Here is an 18106-nt window from a genome sequence, read left to right on the forward strand (position 1 = left end):
CATGAAAAAATATACTACTATTTTCTTTTTTTTCTTTTTAAATTCGGTTGCAATAAATGCTCAGACCTTAGATGCTACTTTATTAGAATTAAATTTCTTTGAAGATGGCGACCCGCAAAATTTCATTAAAACTAATTCTGGATTTTATTTCACCGCAAATAATAAAATATACGGAAGAGAATTATGGTTTTCAAATGGAGATTCTGAAAACACTTATTTAGTAAAAGATATTTATGAAGGTAGAAATTCTTCTGGAATCAAATCATTAGTCGTTGCCAATAACATATTGTTTTTTATAGCTAATGATGGAGTACATGGGTATGAGTTATGGAGAAGTGACGGAACTAGAGATGGCACTTATATTATAAAAGATATTAGGAGTGGTAGTATTGATTCATTTCCATTATTATCTGAATTAAAAATTTTTAATAACAAAATATATTTTGCAGCTGAAGATGGCATAAATGGGAGTGAACTATGGGTAAGTGATGGTTCTGAGGCAGGAACAAGGTTGTTAAAAGATATATATCCAGGTATTAATCATAGTAATCCTGCATCCTTTTTTGTATTTAATGAATCGTTATTTTTTTCAGCAGATGATGGTACACATAATGTTGAATTATGGTTTACTGATGGGACTTCTGAAGGAACAGAGTTGTTTAAAGATATTAATGAATCTTTTAGTAGTATTTTATTGAATAATAGGGTTTTAATGCTGAATAACAGTTTTTATTTTGTTGCAAATAATGGTCAAAATGGTTATGAGCTTTGGAAAAGTGACGGAACACCTCAAGGTACTTCCATGGTTAAAGATATTTGGCAAGGTTTTTCTAACGGTGTATTCTCTTTAGAGGGTCAGGTTGTTAATAATCAGCTAATTTTTGTAGCCAATGATGGGATTCATGGTAGCGAACTTTGGAAAAGTGATGGCACAGCACAAGGAACTATAATGATTAAAGAAATAAATCCAAACCTTGGGAGTATACCATATAGGACTCCATTCACTAAGTTGAATAATGAAGTCTTCTTTCTAGCCGATGAAGGCGTTAATGGCATTGAGTTATGGAAATCTGATGGAACCGAAACAGGAACAAAAATAGTAAAGGATATTTATGTTGGAAGTGGAACAAGTTCTATTAAAGATTTGAAAGTTTTAAATAATAAATTATTTTTTTCTGGATATAAAGATGTTAATTTACTGAGAACATTTTGGATTAGTGATGGTACCGATTCAGGAACATATGAGTTAAATAATAATGGAATTAAGTCTAGTTCTAATTTTAATTTCGACTTTATTGATTATAACAATAAAGTTTTTTTTGGTCTTGAAACCAATAAGAATGGTAATGAACTTTGGGTAACAGACGGAAGTGTTTTAGGAACTAAATTTTTCAAAGATCTTAACAAAGCTAATAGTAGTTATCCGAAACAATTAACGGATGTTGACGGTATGCTTTTTTTCGGTGCTAGAGCTCTAGAATATGGTATTCAATTATGTAAAAGTAATGGCACTTTAGACGGCACTTACATGGTTAAAGATATAAATAATGATCACTTCCAAAGTATAAGAGATGAATCTGGTATGAGAAATATCAATGGGACCTTATTCTTTAATGCAAGTGATGGTATTCATGGCTTTGAACTTTGGAAGAGTGATGGAACAGAAGAAGGTTCAGTTATGGTAAAAGATTTGAATATTGGTAATAAGGATGGTCTAAGGAGATATGACGACTTTTATGTTATCAATGATAAGTTATATTTTATGGGGAGTGACGGTTCGCATGGTTTTGAACCATGGGTAAGCGATGGAACTGAAAGCGGTACGTATATGATTAAGGATATTCGAAATGGAAGTTTTGGAGTCGGGAGCTATCCTTCTCATTTTACAAAGTTGAATAGTCGGATTTATTTTGCTGCTAATGACGGGTTGAGCTATTCTCTTTATTCATCTGATGGTACGGAAACTAATACTTTTAAATTTAAACATTTCGATTATATAAGAAAAATTGTTGCTACATATGATAAATTAATACTAATTGTAGAAGGAAACTCGGAAGGTGATGAATTATGGTCATCTGATGGTACTATAGATGGAACACAGCTCCTCAAAACTTTTGGAATTGGTTCTGGGCCTAATAATAATTTTATGGTCATATTTAATAATGAGGCGTACTTTTTTGCTGATAATCCAGAAAGTTTCAGAAAATCTCTTTACAAGACGGACGGTACAATTGATGGTACCATATTGTTATATGATGGAATCAATCATAATGATAACCTTATAAGTATGAGTAATTTAACTATATGTGGTGATTATTTATACTATACAATTAAAAATAGTTCAGGTGTTGATGAAGAATTGTGGAGAACAGACGGTACGGTTAATGGAACAATAAAAATTACTGAACCAATTGCTGGAGGGTTTCAATATATAAAAGATTTAGCTTGTCTAAAAAAGAACTTATTTTATATTGGAGATGATTACTTTCAAAAGGTTTGGGTAACCAATGGAACAGTAGAAGGTACTGAGCAGTTAGATATAAACGTCATTAATGGACAAAATTTTGATGATTTTGATTCATTTGGAGAAATTATTAGCAGCGGTGATAAGCTTTATTTTAGTGCTTATAATGAGATTAGTGGAACTGAATTATATGTAACCACTCCTAATAATATTACGCTAAACTCTTCTGATTATTTAAATAACAATGATGCAGATAGATTGAAAGTTGCCATGTTCCCAAACCCTTCAGATAGAGTTGTTAGTTTTAGCACAAATGATAAATCAGTTATTTTAAAACTTGATTTATTTAGCATAAAAGGTAAAAAGTTAAAAACCGTAAAAAATAGCATTCAAACAAATAAAATGAGTTTAGAAGTGGATAATTTATTGGCTGGTATATATTTTGTAAAAATTCAATTAGAAGATAGTCGAGAATTAACTACTAAATTGATAATTAAGTAAAAAATGTAATACGCTAAGTAATTGATAATAAATTATTTATACGCGCATTATCAAGCGTTTTTCAGCTCTTTGTTTAATTGCTGTTAAACGCTTCATAATATCCATTATTTCAACGTCTTTAGTAACCTTATATATTTCGTTTAAAGCCAATATATGTTCTTTAGATTTTCTTGAAACGATAACACGTTCTGAGGTACTTGTTATTGGGTTTTTAGAATTCTCAAATTCTAATGCTTTATCTATTATTTCTTGATGTTCTTTGTTCATATAAATAGTATTACTAATATAAAGCTAGCAAAATTCATGCAAATATGAAAGAAATTTTATTATTTATTCTTATTTAGGTATAATAAGAATCTATTATTCCTACTAACTAAATCTTAAAATTCACTGGTAAAATGCAGTTTTACGCTAGGGTATTTTTGCTGCGTCATTTGTATTGTAAAGGCTGAATCTGCCAAAAACACTAATTGTCCCTGTTTATCTTTCGCTAGATAACGTTGTTTTACACGTTTAAATTCGGTGAACTCATCATTTTTTTCATTTTCTGACTCTACCCAGCACACTTTATGCATAGGTAAATTTTCGTAAGTACATTTTGCACCATATTCATGTTCGAGACGATATTGAATCACTTCATATTGAAGAGCACCGACAGTACCAATCACTTTTCTACCATTTAATTCTAAGGTAAATAATTGAGCAACTCCTTCATCCATTAACTGATCTAATCCTTTATATAACTGCTTAGCTTTCATTGGGTCAGCGTTGTTTACATAACGAAAATGTTCAGGTGAAAAACTAGGAATTCCTTTAAAATTTAATTGCTCACCTTCTGTTAGTGTATCACCAATTTTAAAGTTACCGGTATCATGTAAACCTACAATATCTCCAGGAAAAGATTCGTCAACAATTTCCTTCTTTTCAGCAAAAAAAGCGTTAGGGCTTGAGAATTTCAACTTTTTATTATTACGTACGTGTAAATAAGGAGCATTACGTTTAAAAGTACCCGATACAATCTTAACAAAAGCTAAACGATCACGGTGCTTTGGATCCATATTTGCGTGGATTTTAAATACAAAACCTGCTAATTTTTCTTCTTTTGAATCTACCAATCGCTCTTCAGCCATTTTCGGTTGTGGAGAGGGAGCAATATTTATAAAACAGTCGAGTAACTCTTTTACACCGAAATTATTTAACGCAGAACCAAAAAATACAGGCTGTAATTTTCCTTCTAAGTATTCTTGTTGATTAAATTCTGGATAAACTTCATAGACTAATTCTAATTCCTCGCGTAGAGTGTTGGCGGCATCCTCGCCAACAATTTCATCTAATTCAGGGTTCGAAATATCATCAAATTCAACTCCTTCAGCAACAGTTTGTTTATTTTCTCCAGAAAATAGATTTAATTTCTTTTCCCATATGTTATAAATTCCTTTAAAATCATAACCCATCCCAATAGGAAAACTTAATGGCGTAACTATTAACCCTAATTTTTGTTCAACTTCATCTAAAAGATCAAAAGCATCTTTACCTTCGCGATCTAATTTATTAATAAAGACAATTATAGGTATGTTTCGCATTCTACAGACTTCAACTAGTTTTTCAGTCTGTTCCTCTACACCTTTGGCAACATCGATCACTACAATAACACTGTCTACGGCAGTAAGCGTTCTAAAGGTATCTTCAGCAAAATCTTTATGCCCCGGTGTGTCTAGAATATTAATCTTCTTGTCTTTGTAGATAAAAGCTAGTACAGAAGTAGCAACAGAAATACCACGCTGGCGTTCAATTTCCATAAAATCGGAAGTTGCCCCTTTTTTAATCTTATTATTTTTTACAGCGCCAGCTTCTTGAATTGCACCACCGAAGAGTAACAGCTTTTCCGTTAGAGTGGTTTTACCTGCATCTGGGTGAGAAATAATACCAAAGGTACGTCTACGTTGTATTTCTTCTAAAAAACTCATGAATTAAAATTGGGGAGGCAAATATAAGTTTAATTTAACGAATTACTGTAGCATCAAAGTAGACATTTTGTATTGGCCATTCGTCGTTACCAACCTTAACTTTTGCAATTTTTTCTAATGTGTCAAACCCACTAATAATTTCGCCAAAGACCGTGTGTTCTCCATTTAGATGATGACTACCGTTCTTATCTTGCACAAAATAGAATTCAAAAGGTGTTGAGCGTTTATTTGGATTATTATCCCAATCACGTGCTGCTGCTATAGCTCCATATATGTGAGTTCTATTCTTTCTAAATTCAGATGATAATGTATATGCATCAAATTTTCTTCTTAACTTTCTTGTCGATGGAGCTTCAGAATTACCACCTTGCACAACGAAACCTTCAACAATTCTATGTACACTAGTAGTACTGAAATACCCCTCTTTTGTTAAAAAAATGAAACTTGCCCTGTGTAATGGCGTATCTTTATATAATTTGATTTTTAAATCGCCTAATCTTGTTTTAAATAAAACTAAAGTCTCAGGATTTTCTTTTCCGTATTTAGTTAAAAATTCTACAGTATTTTTTCTACTAATTGTTTCTTCTTTTAATTTTTTTTGCGCTTGTTTTTTACTAGTCGGTTTAGAAGGTTTATCAATATTGACTTGGGTTTTACTTTTTTCTAATGGTGCTTGCTTTTTTTCGTGACAAGACGTTACTGATAACATTAAGATTAGAAAAACAAAAGTGTGTAGTCGCATTATTAGAATTATGATAAGCAAATATAATTGTAATCATATAAAACTTTGTATTTTCGATTATTATTCTGATCAATGAGAAAAATACATTTTATTTTATTGTTTTTAGTGGTAGCACTTTCCTGTAAAATCAGTGATAAGAAAGACACGGTGGTTGAAATCAACTATATAGAAGCGCCTTCTTCTGAAAATTGTGTTCAGCCATATTTATTTTCTAACGACAAAGAATTATTTATGTCTTGGACGCAAAAAATCAATGATTCAGTCTCAAGTTTGAATTATTCTAAATTAATTCATAATGAGTGGTCTACACCTTTTGAAATAACAAATGGAAGGGACTGGTTTGTTAATTGGGCAGATTTTCCTGCTATAGCTGAAAATAATGGCAATCTATTAAGTCATTATCTACAAAAATCTGAAGATGGAACATATACTTATGATATTTATTTAAAACAGTTTAGAAAAAAAGAGAATTTTTGGTCAGATCCTTTTATTTTACATGATGACGGTACTAAGTCTGAACATGGTTTTGTTACTATGTTACCATATAAAAATGACTCATTTTTTGTTACATGGTTAGATGGTAGAAATGCTACGGGTGGTCATGATCATCATGAAAATAGCGCAATGACTATTAGATCGGCTGAAATTTTAGCTAGCGGAACTAAAATAAATGAATTTGAATTAGATTCAAAGACATGTGATTGTTGCCAAACATCAGCTGCAATTACCAAAAATGGACCTGTCGTAGTATATCGTGATCGATCCAATACAGAGATTAGAGATATATACATTACACGTTTAATAGATAATCAATGGTCATTACCAAAACCAATTTATAATGATAATTGGAAGATTGAAGGATGCCCAGTAAATGGGCCAAAAGCAGATTGCAACAAAAGCAATTTAGTAATTGCTTGGTATACAGCATCTAGTGAGATGCCGAAAGTTCAAGTTATTTTTTCAAGAGATAATGGTGCAACTTTTGATAAACCTATTTTAATTGATGAAGTACAAACTATTGGTCGAGTAGATGTTGCTATGATTAATAGTGAAAATGCTCTCATTAGTTGGGTATCATTAGAAAATTCTAAAACTGTTATTAGAGTTGTTAAAGTTCATATTTCAGGTAAAAAGGAGGATCCTATCGTTATTTCAGAATTTGATCCATCTCGTTCAAGCGGATTTCCACAGATGGAAATTTTAAATGATAGAGCTTATTTTGCCTGGACAGACGTTTCGAGTGAAAACCCTGTAATTAAAACGGCTTATATTAATTTAGAGAATTTGTAGTTTTGTAGAAATTTGAATAATGAAGGAAGAACTAGTAATTTTAGTTAATGAGAATGACGAAAAGATTGGGCTGATGTCTAAAATGGAAGCGCATGAGAAAGCTTTATTGCATAGGGCTTTTTCGGTATTTGTATTTAATAAAAAAGGTGAATTATTATTGCAACAAAGAGCGATTGATAAATATCATTCTCCGTTATTGTGGACAAATACCTGCTGTAGTCACCAAAGAGATGGAGAAACTAGTATAGAAGCGGGTAGGCGCCGTTTGCGAGAAGAAATGGGCTTTGAATGCAAATTGAAAGAAGTATTTTCTTTTATCTATAAGGCACCATTCGATAACGGGTTGACTGAGCATGAGCTGGATCACGTAATGATTGGTGAATTTGAAGGAGAACCGAAAATTAATAAAGAAGAGGTAGAAAGTTATAAATGGATGGATTTAGATAATATTAAAGATGATATGCAAAAGCATCCAGAAGTTTATACTGAATGGTTTAAAATCATTTTTAATGAATATTATCAGCGTTTAGTTGAAGCATAATTATGAAGGTTACTGTAAATAGAAAAGCACATTTTAATGCAGCACATCGTTTGTTTAGACCAGATTGGTCAGATGAGAAGAATGCCCAAGTATTTGGTAAATGTAGCAACCCGAACTACCACGGTCATAATTATGATTTAGTAGTTTCTGTTACAGGTGAAATTGACCCTGAAACTGGTTTTGTAATTGATATGAAGGTTTTAAAGCTGTTAATTAAAACCGAGGTTGAAGAGCTTTTAGATCATAAGAACCTTAATAAAGAAGTTGTTGAGTTTAAAAAATTAAACCCTACAGCAGAAAATATAGCAGTAGTAATTTGGAATAAGTTAAGATCGCACATAAGCAATTCTAAGGAATTATCTGTGACGCTGTATGAAACACCAAGAAATTATGTAACCTATAATGGCAAGTAATTGATGGAGTTAGATTACCCTTTAAAATTTAAACCAATCCTAAAGGAACGTATTTGGGGAGGAGAAAAGTTAAAAACACTTTTAAATAAAAAATCAGACAAGAACTCAATTGGAGAAAGTTGGGAACTTTCTGATGTTGAGGGTGATACTTCAATAATAGCTAATGGACAGCTAAAAGGAAAAAATTTAAAGGAACTTATTAAATATTATAAAGCAACTCTTGTTGGAAAAGAAATTTATGAGCGATTTGGTGATAAATTCCCTTTATTAATAAAGTTTATTGATGCTAAAGAACCACTAAGTATACAATTACACCCAAATGATGAATTAGCTAAAATGCGTCATAATTCGTTTGGTAAAACTGAGATGTGGTACATTATGAATTCAGAGGATGATGCAGAACTTATAGTCGGATTTAAAAAAAATTCAAATAAAAAGGAATATTTAAAGCATCTCAAGGATAAATCATTGCTAAAAATTCTAAATGTAGATAAGGTTAAGAAAGGAGATGTTTATTTTATACCAACAGGTAGAGTACATGCAATTGGTGCAGGTGTTGTATTAGCTGAAATACAACAAACTAGTGATATTACATATCGTGTATATGATTGGGATCGGCAAGATGATAATGGAAATTACCGTGTATTACATACGGATTTAGCTTTAGATGCTATAGATTATAAGGCTCAGAACAGATATAGCACCAAATACACTGAAAGTATAAATAAACAATCTAATATAATTGATTGTCAATATTTTAAAACGAATATTTTTCCTGTTGAAGGAACGGTTTCTGTTGACCATAGTGAGAAAGATTCTTTTGTAATCTATATATGTACAGAAGGTAAAGTAATCATCAATAATGTTGAAGTAAACCAAGGTGAAACAGTGCTAGTACCCGCTGCATTAAAAGTACTCACAATTAAATCTGACAATAAATCTAAATTGCTAGAAGTATATATATAATGATAGATTATTCTGAGATAAAAGTAATTGCCTTTGATGCAGATGACACATTATGGGTAAATGAGACCTATTTTCGTGAAGTTGAGCATGAGTTTGCTAAATTGCTTTCCAAGTATGAAACCGAAAATAAATTAGACCAAGAACTATTTAAGGTAGAAATAAAAAATCTTCATTTATATGGTTATGGCGTAAAAGGGTTTGTTTTATCGATGATTGAAGCGGCTTTAGAACTGTCCAATTATAAAATAGATCAGAAGTCTATCAAAAAAATAATTGATTTGGGGAGACAGATGCTAGAAAAGCCTATTGAGTTGTTAGGTGGCGTAGAAAAAACACTTCAGGCATTAAATGGTAAATACAAGCTCATCTTAGCTACAAAAGGAGATCTTTTAGATCAAGAGCGTAAACTTGAAAAATCTAACTTGACCAAATATTTTCATCATATAGAAGTATTAAGCGAAAAGAAACCTGAAAATTATAAAAAACTACTTTCTCATTTAGATATAAAACCTCAGTCATTCTTAATGATAGGCAATTCTTTAAAATCTGATGTACTTCCATTATTAGAAGTAGGAGCTAAGGCTATACATGTTCCATTTCATACAACTTGGGCACATGAAACAGTTGATAATAATGATGATTCTACTAATTATCATACAATTTCTAAATTAACAGATGTTTTAAAATTTGTTTAGTAAATGAGAGAATTAGACATTTCTACATGGAATAGAGAACAACTTTTTGAGCATTATATGACACTTGTTGATCCTTTTTTTGCGATTACAGTGGAAATGGATGTAACAAAAGTATATAAACTAGCAAAAGATACTAATACTTCTTTTTTTTCCAGATATTTACATGCTGCTATTCAGGCAATTAACTCTATTGAGAACCTAAGATATCGCATTATTGATGATAAGATTATAATCTATGATGAAATTGCCGCTTCAGCGACTATAGCAAGACCAGATAGAACATATGGTTTTTCATTTATCAATTATTCAGAAGAATTTGAAACGTTTAATGCTAATTTTTTAAGAGAAAAAGAGCGTATTGTAAATTCTACAGATTTATTTCCTTCGACTGATTCTATTGCTTGCATCTATTGTTCAGCTATACCTTGGGTTAATTTTACAGGACACAAAGAAACTTTTGCAGGAAATAATAAAGATAGTGTACCTAGGTTAGCTTTTGGCAAAGTAGTTGAGAAGTACGGGACCCTAAAAATGTCCGTAGCTATTGCTGTAAATCATGCCTTAGTAGATGGTTATCATGTAGGGCAATTTGTAGAAGAATTTCAGAAAAACCTCAATAAATTTTAATAAAACTTTAAACATAAATAATGGCTTATTTAAACTAAATTTGCAGCATTAAAACAGAATTATGGCAAGTGTAAAAAATTTAAAGAAAGATATTAATTACGTACTATCTGATATTATTGAAGAATGCTATATGTGGCAAATGCTCCAAGAAGATGAGAAGAAGGCCGCTAAGGCTGAAAAAATTATAGATGAAACTATCGAAACTTTTGATGAGTTGATAGAGAAAATTCATGCGAAAGATGTTGAAAATAGGAAAGTTCACTTTAAGGCGATCAATAAAGAATTAGAAGACAGAGCTAATGGTTTGCTTGGAAAAATTCAGAAATTATAGTATCTTTAAGTCGAAAATTGCTATGAAAGATATCTATTTTAACATATCTTTTATAATATGATTACGCCTAATGCGTTGACAAATATGTATGCCTAATAATACCTACAAGAACTATGGCAAGAGCAATGTTTGAGTACACAAAAACAGTTCTAAAAAAAGTTAGTTTTAACGTGGAGCTTTTTTGTAAAGAATTAGAAAAAGCCATTAATAGATTGCTCCCTCACGAAATTGAGGAGTTAAAAATATGGCTAAGTGAATTTACCGCTAACAAACCAGAATTATATGTTTGCATGAGAATGGTAAACTAAGAACAACTTAAAAAAGGAGCTTTAACTTTAAAGCTCCTTTTTTGTTTTATGAATTGGACTAATAATTTTCACATCACTAAAAGAAATAACACCTCTTATTACACCATCAATGGTGTTTTTTAATGCCTCTATTAGTTGCATTTTCAGTTGTGACTTGTGATAGATGAGTGATATTTCTCTAGCCGGGGCGGGACTTTCAAATTCTTTTAATAAGCTTTTATCTTTTTCATTTAAATCTAAAGTTTGTAAATAAGGTAGTAAAGTCATACCTAACCCTTCTTTTGCCAATTTTACAAGTGTCGCAAAACTTCCGCTTTCTAGTTTAAAATGCTCAGTATCACTTGATTTTAATGTTCTACAGATGTTTAAAATATTATTTTTAAAACAATGCCCATCTTCTAGTAATAAAATATCTTCAAGGTTTAGATCATCTACAGCTAATTTTTCTTTTGAGTAAAGTCGATGATCAGCATTTAAATAACCAACAAAGGGTTCGTAATATAGTACACGTTCTTTTATGGATTCATTTTCTAAAGGCGTAGCAGCTAATGCTGCATCTAGATGGCCATCATTAATTTTCTTAATAATAGTAGAAGTGTTTAATTCTTCTATTTTTAAATTTACCTTAGGATACTTTTTAATAAAGTTCTTTAAGAATAACGGAAGAAGTGTTGGACTTACAGTAGGTATAATGCCTAATTTAAATTCACCACCTACAAACCCTTTTTGTTGATCTACTATGTCATTTATTCTAACACTTTCATCTACAATTACTTTGGCTTGTTCTATAATCTTTTCTCCAATCGCTGTTAATTGTATGGGCTTCTTTTTTCTGTTAAAAATGGTAACATTTAACTCATCTTCAAGTTTTTGAATTTGCATACTTAACGTGGGCTGTGTAACAAAGCATTTTTCTGATGCTGTTGTGAAATTCTGATATTCAGCTACAGCTAATACATATTTTAATTGAGTTATAGTCATAATTGATAATAAAATACAAATATATCAATTATGTTTATAATTAAAAAACAGAATGTTGAATTTACTAATCAAAATTCCAGAAATCACGCTTTTTATTGAGTTCTGCTTCTTGTTTAGCATATTCTTCAGTAGAAATTACATTTAGTAACGAAGGATGCTGCTCAATAGCAAATTGTAGTTTTTCAACTATTTGATCTATAGTTTCATTATCATAATCGATCTCAAGAGGTTCTTTGATAACTATAGATTGTAAAATATTACGTTTCTTGATCATTAATCCTTTTTTATCATACGCTCTTCTAAATCCATCAATTACGATAGGAATTACAATGGGTTTATGCTTTTTGATGATATGAGCAGTTCCTCTTCTTATGGGTTTAAAAGGTGTTGTAGTGCCTTGAGGAAAGGTAATTACCCAACCATCATCTAATGCGGTGGCTATATTACTAATATCAGACATTTTTACTTGCCTGTTTACATCTTGTCCTTTGCTACGCCAAGTTCTCTCAATAGAAATTGATCCAGTATACGCAAAGATTTTGGGTAGAATGCCAGCTTTCATGGTTTCTAAAGCAGCAACATAATAAACATTCAGCTTTGGTTGCCAGAGATAACCTACATTTTTAATATTGTCATCCCTTCCGCTTAAAGCGGCATTAAAAACGTGCATCATAGCAGCTACATCAGCAAAGTAAGTTTGATGGTTAGAAACAAATAAGACACCATTTTCGGGGAGATTCCTTAATATATCTGAGCCTTCAATATCTAATGAATTAAAACCCCTAAAACGTTGATGGGAAATCAACCCGATAAGACGGATGAGGTTTTTCTTTATAAATAAAGCATTACCAAATGGATCTTGCTTAAATAGCTTCATATGAAGTTAATGAGTTAAGGGGTCCAAATTTACAAAAACTAACATACTTATTGAGATTTTAACAAGTCTTTGATTTCACTTAAGATCATAGCCGTAGCACCCCAGACTATATGACCATTTAATTTAAAACAAGGTACGTCAATATCTTGCATATATGATGTTGTTAAATTTTTTGTAGTCAGACTATTATCATCTAATAAATCACTTATTTTCACCTCTATGAAAGTGTTAACTTCACTATTGTCTATAAAAGTAGGTTTATAATTTATAGTTGCAATATATGGTGTAACCCAAAAATTACTAGGTGGAATATAAGTTTTACTAAGCTCTCTAAACGTTTTTATATCTTTTACAATAACACCAGCTTCTTCATATGTTTCACGTAAAGCTGTTTCTTCTAAGTTTGTATCGATATCTTCTTTTTTACCTCCAGGGAAACTGATTTGTGCAGAATGCACGCCATTATACGAAGCACGTTGTGTTAATAAAAAGTGTGTTTCGTTATATTCATTAGGGTAGAAAAGTGCTAATACGGCTGATTGTTTAGGGTTTTTCTTTGCAATACTTTCTTCAGTAAACTTTAACCTCAGTTCTGGTGCCATCTTAAATTGCGACGTCATTCCACCTAAAGGTGTGTTTTTTAAATGTGAAAGGTGTGTTAAAAAGAAATTAAAATCCATTTAATAGTTTAATTTTACGTTTAGATAATCAAAGACGCTAATTTAATATTATTTGTGAGCTAAAGTTTAAGTTTAGTGAAAGTAATCATAAGATTAGGCGACTGTTTATAAAAATCAACTATGAATATAGGGATTGTATGTTATCCTACTTTTGGAGGTAGTGGAGTGGTAGCTACTGAGTTAGGAATTTCTTTGGCAGATAAAGGGCATGAAGTTCATTTTATTACATATCGCCAACCTGTTCGTTTAAATGCATTATCTAGAAATATTCACTTTCATGAAGTTTTTGTTGAAGAATATCCTCTTTTTAAATTTCAGCCTTATGAATTAGCGCTTTCTAGCAAATTAGTTGCCGTTATTAAACAGTATGATTTAGAGATTTTACATGTTCACTATGCCATTCCTCATGCATATGCTGCTTATATGGCGAAACAAATGCTGAAGGAAGAAGGAATAGAGATTCCAATAGTTACTACACTTCATGGTACTGATATTACCCTTGTTGGAAGTCATCCAAACTATAAAACTGCAGTAGAATTTAGTATTAATAATTCTGACGTAGTAACTGCAGTATCAAAAAGTTTAAGAGATGATACATTGCGTTTGTTTGATGTTAGAAAAGATATAGAGGTAATATATAATTTTATTGATTTCGAAAAGTATGCCGTTCAGAATAAGGCTGATTGTAAACGAAGCTCATTAGCAAATGAAAATGAAAAATTAATCACTCATGTTAGTAATTTTAGACCAGTAAAACGTATTTCTGATGTTATAGATATCTTTTATAAAATTCAGCAAAAAATACCTTCTAGGTTATTAATGGTGGGAGACGGGCCAGAAAGTGAAGCTGCAGAAAAACAGGTATGCGATTTAGGTATTGACGAAAAAGTATTGTTTTTGGGTAATAGTGATGAAGTAAATAAAATATTGTGTTTCTCTGATCTATTTATATTGCCATCTAGAACAGAAAGCTTTGGTTTGGCTGCATTAGAGGCTATGGCGGCAAATACGCCAGTAATCTCTACTAATACTGGTGGGTTGCCAGAGGTAAATATAAATGGAGAAACAGGTTTTATAAGTGATGTCGGTAATATTGATGAAATGGCTAAAAACGCTATTCATATTTTAGAAAATGAGCAACGTTTAGAACAGTTTAAAATAAATGCCCAAAACTTTGCACAACGTTTTTCTTTAGAGCGAATTTTACCTACGTATGAAGAATTGTATAGAAATGTAAAAGCAGGATGTTGTTAGGTATAATAATAATTTAATCCATCTTCTATTAATTGCTCATTAGCTTTACAATCAATACTGTAATCCCCTAAGTCATTTAAAAGCACAAAGTTGATCTCATTGCCTGTATTCTTTTTATCATGTCTCATAAATTCAAGAATAGCAGGATAATCTTTTTTTGGCACATTTACTTGTCCGTAAATCACTTTAATTTTAGATGAAATTTCTTCGAGCTTGTCCTTAGGAAAGCCTAACAGCTTGTGAGAAATATAAAGCTCTACAATCATCCCAATAGCTATCGCCTCCCCATGAGTTAATGTTTCTAGATTATCATTCTCTAAAAAATGAGACTCCACAGCATGGCCAATGGTATGTCCAAAATTTAATATTTTACGTAAATTATTTTCTTTTAAATCTTGTAAAACGATTCCATTTTTTACTTCAATAGATTTTTTTATTATTTTATTTAAATTGTTGTTAAATAGGTTTTTAGACTCACTTATTTCATCCCATAAATTAATATCATAAGATAGACCATATTTAATAATTTCTGCCATCCCAGAACGTAATTCTCTAGCTGGCACAGTATTCAAAAAATGAGTATCAATTAGTACCATTTCTGGATTGCTGAACAATCCGATAAGATTTTTAAGATTACCTAGGTCGACTCCAGTTTTGCTACCTACAGAAGCGTCAACCATACTTAATAGGGTAGTTGGTATATTAATAAATCTGACACCTCTTTTGTAAGTAGAAGCTACAAATCCACCAAGATCTGTTACCATTCCACCACCAAGGTTTATTAAAATGCTTTTTCTATCAATATTAAACCTTGTAAGTTCATTCCATACCTCTAAGCAGGTAGTTATATTCTTATGTTTTTCACCAGCTTTAATTTCTATTACTTCAATAGTAATATTATTATCTAATTGATCTAAAAAGTATTGCAAGCAACTTGTACGTGTATTGGTATCTACAAGTACTGCTATTTTAGATTGATTTTGATTAGATAAATATTCATTAAGCTCCTTAAAAGCTTTTGTTTGAAAATGAATATAATAATCTGTAGATTTTATAGAATTCACCTAGATGATATTTTGTATAAATAAGTGCGAATTTATTGAAAAAACTATGGCGAGTAACTATATTTGTTAAAACATTTAGCTAATCAATGGAAAAAATATTTGAAGACACCCAAACTGCTTTTTCACTTAAAACAGATACCGAATTAGACAGAGCATATTTTTTATTTAAAATGATACAGAGTGAACCTTTGGTTCGTATTGGTACTGCTATTACAAATTTTGCTTTAAAAGCACATATGCCTGTAGAGCATTTGATTAGAGCTTCGGTTTTTGATCATTTTTGTGGTGGAGTTAACGAAGAAGATTGTTTACCTACTATAAAAAAGATGTATTCAAAAAATGTGCATGCTGTTTTAGATTATTCAGTAGAAGGTAAAGAAGAAGAAGAACAGTTCGAATTAGCTCTTGAAAAAACATTATTAAGTATTGATTTTGCACATGAAAAGCAAAGTATTCCGTTCGCTGTATTTAAACCTACTGGTTTTGGCCGTTTTGCATTATACCAAAAGTTAACAGAGGGAGAGCAGCTTAGTGTTGAGGAAAAAAATGAATGGGCAAGTGTAGTCAAACGTTTTGATACTGTTTGTAAATCTGCTTACGAAAAAGATGTTCCATTATTAATTGATGCAGAAGAGAGTTGGATGCAAGACGCTGCTGATGATTTGATAGAAGAGATGATGGAAAAGTATAATAAAGAGAAAGCTATAGTTTTCAATACATTACAAATGTACCGCCATGATAGAATGGATTATTTAATTTCACTATATGAGCGAGCCCAGCAAAAAGGCTATTTTATTGGTATGAAAGTAGTTCGTGGAGCTTATATGGAAAAAGAAAGAGATAGAGCAGAAGAGAAAGGTTATGCATCTCCGATATGTAAGGACAAGCAAGCTTCTGATGACAATTATAATATTGCTATAAAATTCTTTATGGAAAATGAGAAATTGGCATTGTTTGCTGGCACTCATAATGAAGAAAGCTCCTATAAATTAATGCAATTAGCTAAAGAAAAAGATATTCTTAAAACTGACAAGCGCTTATGGTTTGGGCAATTATACGGAATGAGCGACCATATAAGTTTTAATTTAGCAAATGAAGGTTACAACGTTGCTAAATACCTACCATTTGGACCTGTACGAGATGTGATGCCATATTTAATAAGGAGAGCCGAAGAAAATACTTCTGTAGCTGGGCAAACTAGTAGAGAATTAAGCTTATTAAAGAGAGAACGGAAACGCCGAAAGTTATAATGATTACGCAAGACGAAGTAAAAGCGCTACTTCTAAAGAATAAAATGCGTTTAGAAAAAGAATTGCAGAACAATAAAGAATTACTTTCTTTAATTGTTAAGTATACACATACAAAGCTTTCTGAAGAAGAAAAAGAACAAATGAAGCATCAGTTGTTAGAGGTTTTTAAAACCATACCAGCATTTGCAATTTTTCTACTTCCGGGAGGATTAATTTTATTACCAATAGTAGCTAAACTTATACCTGATATTATGCCAAGTGCTTTTAGAGGTGATGAGGAAGAATAATCTGATAACTTTATCTAATTACTGTGTAAATCATGGTATAATTTACCTCTATACATTCCAAGTATTCTTGCTATTTTTCTATTAGAGATCAGCCTTATAAACGAATCGCCTAATCGAGTAGAAATCGTATTCAAAAACAATAATATTTTAGGTTGAAAAGGAACTATAATTTTATTTTTCTTATTAAGGATTCCATTTATAGCTGCTTTTGCTACTTGTTCTGAAGTCATTGGGGTCATAGATTTAAATGGTTTAGGCATAGCGTCTTCACTAACATGATCTAATAGTCCCGTTTTAGTTAGGGCAGGATGAATAATAGAAACATTTATATTGGTGCTTGCTAGTTCTTGTCTCAATCCATCTGTAAATCCAGTAATAGCATGCATTACACTCGAATATCCTGTAAATTTTGCAAAAGATTTTAGACCAACTACCGAGCTCATATTTAATATGTGCCCAGAATTTTGCTTTAACATTGTAGGTAATATTGCTTTAATAATATTTACTGTTCCTATATAATCTATAGTAAGCATCTGTTTTAGGTGGTTTGTGAAATCTTCACCCTTTACCTCACCAACATATGAAGTACCAGCATTATTGAATACAATATCTATTCTACCAAATTCATTTAATACGCGTTTGACCATAGTATTAACCTGTTGCTCATCAGACACATCTGTAGATATAAGAAATGACGATCCCGAATTACTTTGAATTTCATCTGATATTAACATTAACTTGCTTTCTGTTCTAGCTACTAATACTACAATTGCTCCTTCCTTTGCAAATAACTTTGCTGTTGAAGCTCCAATACCACTAGAAGCTCCTGTAACTATTACTATTTTCTTATCAAATCTTTTTTTCATGA

The 18106-nt window shown here is 31.3% G+C and carries 20 protein-coding genes; 12 read left to right on the forward strand and 8 right to left on the reverse strand.

The features are described 5' to 3' along the window. The first annotated feature begins 1 nt into the window (after window position 1). The gene (locus AC1EUV_RS04910; protein ID WP_480197567.1) at window positions 2-2965 is read left to right on the forward strand and encodes an ELWxxDGT repeat protein; all 2964 of its coding nucleotides are present in this window, start codon (window positions 2-4) and stop codon (window positions 2963-2965) included. A gap of 36 nt (window positions 2966-3001) precedes the next feature. Here the strand turns inward: AC1EUV_RS04910 and AC1EUV_RS04915 are convergent, their stop codons facing one another. The 3 genes from AC1EUV_RS04915 to AC1EUV_RS04925 form a co-directional block, all read right to left on the reverse strand. After that, window positions 3002-3232, reverse strand: a complete 231-nt coding sequence (locus AC1EUV_RS04915) for a hypothetical protein (protein ID WP_480197568.1) — start codon at window positions 3230-3232, stop codon at window positions 3002-3004. A gap of 113 nt (window positions 3233-3345) precedes the next feature. Continuing rightward, window positions 3346-4932: a peptide chain release factor 3 gene (locus AC1EUV_RS04920; protein WP_480197569.1), complete on the reverse strand. Its 1587-nt coding sequence runs from the start codon at window positions 4930-4932 to the stop codon at window positions 3346-3348. A 34-nt stretch (window positions 4933-4966) separates the two neighbouring features. Beyond that, complete coding sequence (locus tag AC1EUV_RS04925) at window positions 4967-5674, reverse strand: peptidylprolyl isomerase (protein ID WP_480197570.1); 708 nt, start codon at window positions 5672-5674, stop codon at window positions 4967-4969. A 72-nt stretch (window positions 5675-5746) separates the two neighbouring features. Between AC1EUV_RS04925 and AC1EUV_RS04930 the strand changes: the two genes are divergently transcribed. The 8 genes from AC1EUV_RS04930 (at window position 5747) to AC1EUV_RS04965 (ending at window position 10845) form a co-directional block, all read left to right on the forward strand. Further along, entirely contained in the window at window positions 5747-6964 is a 1218-nt protein-coding gene (locus AC1EUV_RS04930; protein WP_480197571.1) for a hypothetical protein, read from the forward strand. Window positions 6965-6983: 19 nt separating this feature from the next. Next, a complete protein-coding gene (idi, locus tag AC1EUV_RS04935) occupies window positions 6984-7505 on the forward strand; it encodes an isopentenyl-diphosphate Delta-isomerase (protein ID WP_480197572.1) in 522 nt (173 codons plus the stop codon). A gap of 2 nt (window positions 7506-7507) precedes the next feature. Further along, window positions 7508-7918 (forward strand): 6-pyruvoyl trahydropterin synthase family protein, encoded by a 411-nt coding sequence (locus tag AC1EUV_RS04940; RefSeq protein WP_480197573.1) that lies wholly within the window; start codon window positions 7508-7510, stop codon window positions 7916-7918. 3 nt (window positions 7919-7921) lie between these two features. After that, window positions 7922-8884 carry a type I phosphomannose isomerase catalytic subunit gene (locus AC1EUV_RS04945; protein WP_480197574.1) on the forward strand — a complete coding sequence of 321 codons (963 nt, stop codon included), beginning with the start codon at window positions 7922-7924 and terminating at the stop codon, window positions 8882-8884. Next, window positions 8881-9579, forward strand: a complete 699-nt coding sequence (locus AC1EUV_RS04950; RefSeq protein WP_480198279.1) for an HAD family hydrolase — start codon at window positions 8881-8883, stop codon at window positions 9577-9579. The genes AC1EUV_RS04945 and AC1EUV_RS04950 overlap by 4 nt, the downstream gene beginning before the upstream one ends. 3 nt (window positions 9580-9582) lie before the next feature. Next, window positions 9583-10206, forward strand: coding sequence for a CatA-like O-acetyltransferase (locus AC1EUV_RS04955; protein WP_480197575.1), 624 nt, complete (start codon window positions 9583-9585; stop codon window positions 10204-10206). A 61-nt stretch (window positions 10207-10267) separates the two neighbouring features. Further along, window positions 10268-10537, forward strand: coding sequence for a hypothetical protein (locus AC1EUV_RS04960; protein ID WP_480197576.1), 270 nt, complete (start codon window positions 10268-10270; stop codon window positions 10535-10537). A gap of 113 nt (window positions 10538-10650) precedes the next feature. Continuing rightward, window positions 10651-10845, forward strand: a complete 195-nt coding sequence (locus AC1EUV_RS04965; protein ID WP_480197577.1) for a hypothetical protein — start codon at window positions 10651-10653, stop codon at window positions 10843-10845. 27 nt (window positions 10846-10872) lie between these two features. Here AC1EUV_RS04965 and AC1EUV_RS04970 read toward each other — a convergent pair whose 3' ends face one another. The 3 genes from AC1EUV_RS04970 to AC1EUV_RS04980 all read right to left on the reverse strand — a co-directional run bounded on the left by AC1EUV_RS04970 (window position 10873) and on the right by AC1EUV_RS04980 (window position 13383). Further along, window positions 10873-11826, reverse strand: a complete 954-nt coding sequence (locus AC1EUV_RS04970) for a hydrogen peroxide-inducible genes activator (protein WP_480197578.1) — start codon at window positions 11824-11826, stop codon at window positions 10873-10875. Window positions 11827-11890: 64 nt separating this feature from the next. Next, a complete protein-coding gene (locus tag AC1EUV_RS04975; protein ID WP_480197579.1) occupies window positions 11891-12703 on the reverse strand; it encodes a lysophospholipid acyltransferase family protein in 813 nt (270 codons plus the stop codon). Between the two features lie 47 nt (window positions 12704-12750). Beyond that, window positions 12751-13383, reverse strand: coding sequence for an NUDIX hydrolase (locus AC1EUV_RS04980; protein WP_480197580.1), 633 nt, complete (start codon window positions 13381-13383; stop codon window positions 12751-12753). 120 nt (window positions 13384-13503) lie between these two features. Here AC1EUV_RS04980 and bshA point away from each other — a divergent pair, with 120 nt between their 5' ends. After that, entirely contained in the window at window positions 13504-14637 is a 1134-nt protein-coding gene (bshA, locus tag AC1EUV_RS04985) for an N-acetyl-alpha-D-glucosaminyl L-malate synthase BshA (RefSeq protein ID WP_480197581.1), read from the forward strand. On the opposite strand, the gene aroB is transcribed toward bshA, so the two are convergent. Continuing rightward, a complete protein-coding gene (aroB, locus tag AC1EUV_RS04990) occupies window positions 14634-15701 on the reverse strand; it encodes a 3-dehydroquinate synthase (RefSeq protein WP_480197582.1) in 1068 nt (355 codons plus the stop codon). The two genes, bshA and aroB, sit on opposite strands and share 4 nt — an antisense overlap. An 86-nt stretch (window positions 15702-15787) precedes the next feature. Here aroB and AC1EUV_RS04995 point away from each other — a divergent pair, with 86 nt between their 5' ends. Beyond that, entirely contained in the window at window positions 15788-16951 is a 1164-nt protein-coding gene (locus AC1EUV_RS04995) for a proline dehydrogenase family protein (protein ID WP_480197583.1), read from the forward strand. Continuing rightward, window positions 16951-17238, forward strand: a complete 288-nt coding sequence (locus AC1EUV_RS05000) for an LETM1 domain-containing protein (RefSeq protein ID WP_480197584.1) — start codon at window positions 16951-16953, stop codon at window positions 17236-17238. Before AC1EUV_RS04995 ends, AC1EUV_RS05000 begins: the two co-directional genes overlap by 1 nt. Window positions 17239-17252: 14 nt before the next feature. Here the strand turns inward: AC1EUV_RS05000 and AC1EUV_RS05005 are convergent, their stop codons facing one another. After that, window positions 17253-18104: an SDR family NAD(P)-dependent oxidoreductase gene (locus AC1EUV_RS05005; protein ID WP_480197585.1), complete on the reverse strand. Its 852-nt coding sequence runs from the start codon at window positions 18102-18104 to the stop codon at window positions 17253-17255. Window positions 18105-18106: the final 2 nt, after the last annotated feature.

It is taken from the genome of Maritimimonas sp. 2304DJ26-3, assembly GCF_056591635.1.

Bases quoted from the DNA above. Each gene is read 5' to 3' on its own strand.
- AC1EUV_RS04930 (WP_480197571.1), top strand. From the start codon at position 5,747: ATGAGAAAAATACATTTTATTTTATTGTTTTTAGTGGTAGCACTTTCC.
- AC1EUV_RS04925 (WP_480197570.1), bottom strand. From the start codon at position 5,674: ATGCGACTACACACTTTTGTTTTTCTAATCTTAATGTTATCAGTAACG.
- AC1EUV_RS05000 (WP_480197584.1), top strand. From the start codon at position 16,951: ATGATTACGCAAGACGAAGTAAAAGCGCTACTTCTAAAGAATAAAATG.
- AC1EUV_RS04970 (WP_480197578.1), bottom strand. From the start codon at position 11,826: ATGACTATAACTCAATTAAAATATGTATTAGCTGTAGCTGAATATCAG.
- idi (WP_480197572.1), top strand. From the start codon at position 6,984: ATGAAGGAAGAACTAGTAATTTTAGTTAATGAGAATGACGAAAAGATT.
- AC1EUV_RS04915 (WP_480197568.1), bottom strand. From the start codon at position 3,232: ATGAACAAAGAACATCAAGAAATAATAGATAAAGCATTAGAATTTGAG.
- AC1EUV_RS04955 (WP_480197575.1), top strand. From the start codon at position 9,583: ATGAGAGAATTAGACATTTCTACATGGAATAGAGAACAACTTTTTGAG.
- AC1EUV_RS04980 (WP_480197580.1), bottom strand. From the start codon at position 13,383: ATGGATTTTAATTTCTTTTTAACACACCTTTCACATTTAAAAAACACA.
- AC1EUV_RS04975 (WP_480197579.1), bottom strand. From the start codon at position 12,703: ATGAAGCTATTTAAGCAAGATCCATTTGGTAATGCTTTATTTATAAAG.
- AC1EUV_RS04965 (WP_480197577.1), top strand. From the start codon at position 10,651: ATGGCAAGAGCAATGTTTGAGTACACAAAAACAGTTCTAAAAAAAGTT.
- AC1EUV_RS05005 (WP_480197585.1), bottom strand. From the start codon at position 18,104: ATGAAAAAAAGATTTGATAAGAAAATAGTAATAGTTACAGGAGCTTCT.
- AC1EUV_RS04910 (WP_480197567.1), top strand. From the start codon at position 2: ATGAAAAAATATACTACTATTTTCTTTTTTTTCTTTTTAAATTCGGTT.
- AC1EUV_RS04960 (WP_480197576.1), top strand. From the start codon at position 10,268: ATGGCAAGTGTAAAAAATTTAAAGAAAGATATTAATTACGTACTATCT.
- AC1EUV_RS04945 (WP_480197574.1), top strand. From the start codon at position 7,922: ATGGAGTTAGATTACCCTTTAAAATTTAAACCAATCCTAAAGGAACGT.
- AC1EUV_RS04920 (WP_480197569.1), bottom strand. From the start codon at position 4,932: ATGAGTTTTTTAGAAGAAATACAACGTAGACGTACCTTTGGTATTATT.
- bshA (WP_480197581.1), top strand. From the start codon at position 13,504: ATGAATATAGGGATTGTATGTTATCCTACTTTTGGAGGTAGTGGAGTG.
- AC1EUV_RS04995 (WP_480197583.1), top strand. From the start codon at position 15,788: ATGGAAAAAATATTTGAAGACACCCAAACTGCTTTTTCACTTAAAACA.
- AC1EUV_RS04940 (WP_480197573.1), top strand. From the start codon at position 7,508: ATGAAGGTTACTGTAAATAGAAAAGCACATTTTAATGCAGCACATCGT.